The sequence below is a fragment of the Mesorhizobium sp. M7A.F.Ca.US.006.04.2.1 genome (assembly GCF_004022915.1).
In the GTDB taxonomy this organism is placed as follows: domain Bacteria; phylum Pseudomonadota; class Alphaproteobacteria; order Rhizobiales; family Rhizobiaceae; genus Mesorhizobium; species Mesorhizobium ciceri.
Window position 1 is genome coordinate 1 of record NZ_RZQA01001299.1, and the last position, 1,157, is coordinate 1,157.

Consider the following 1,157-nt stretch of genomic DNA (forward strand, 5'->3'; position numbering starts at 1 on the left):
GCGCAGAGGACAGCCGCGAACTGACCATGAACAGCAGGCAGCCGAAAAAGGCGATCAGGAACAGCGCGCCCTGCAGCAGATACCAGGCGTTGCGGTCGGCCAGAACCGAGGCGCCTTGAAAATCGACCGGCAGCCGGTATTCGATGATGCTCTGGAGAACGCTAGCCGCGATATACTCGGCAAGCACACCGATCGTGATCCAGCGCAGGAGGGTTGGTTGCGTCCGGTCCCGCATCAGCCCAAGACACATCACCGACATCATCACGACCGTAAAGAAGGTCGATGCGTGAATGCGTATAGCAATGTCGCCCGGATCCATCGCGAGGGCGGCACTCCATGCGACAATTTGGAAAATCAGCAGTGAAATGCTGATCCAGGTATAGCGTGGCTGTCCCAGAAAGCGCGCCAGACCCTCGGCCAGCAACACCAGGCCTAGCTTGATGATCGTGTTGTGGAGCACGATGGCCCAGGCCGCCGGCTGCTCCCCACGCAGGAGAATCAGCAGCACCCCCGCCGCGATAGCGACGAAGCCGGCCGCAAGAAACTTCAACTCATAGAGGCGGCGCCACGCCAGCCACACAAACAACCAGGTGACGGCCTGCAGGCTTGCGGTTGCAAACGTAACAACCAGAACGGTCTTCAGATCAAGCATGGTCGAGTATTCGCACGGGGTTCCCCTGCCGCACCCCCCGATGCGCCAAATGTTGAATCTCGCAGGAGTTGTGCGGGGAGGCAAGCGCGATCCGCCCGTGCAAGAATTGGTCAGAATTCAATAGAATTGATCGGTGGAATTGTCGGGAGAGGACGTTTTATCATCGGCCGCGATCGTCTTGGTGGTTTCGCCGGGCGGATTGTGAGGAAGCAGTCGGGGCGATGTGCGTGGCGGACGCACGCGACCCGACGCAGCGGCAAGCGATGATTTTCGCGGGACGCCCGGCGATCGGGCCGGCCGCGGAATCGTTGCTTGCGGCACACGGGGGGAATTCCATGACAATTCGCGATCGTCGCTCGCTCATACGCCCGCTTGTACTTTTGTGCTCCACGGCGCTCGCGGGGTCGTTGCTGCTGCCAGTCATCCTGACGGCGCCGGCGCATGCACAGGCTCTTTATGGTGCGACCGGAGGCAGGGGCGGTGATGGTGACGTAGACAGCAACGG

Annotated in this window: 1 pseudogene; it reads right to left on the reverse strand. The window is 61.0% G+C overall.

Annotated features, from left to right (window positions below):
• Positions 1 to 652, reverse strand: a pseudogene (locus EN925_RS36800) (sensor histidine kinase); the annotation flags it as partial.
• Positions 653 to 1,157 lie beyond the last annotated feature (505 nt).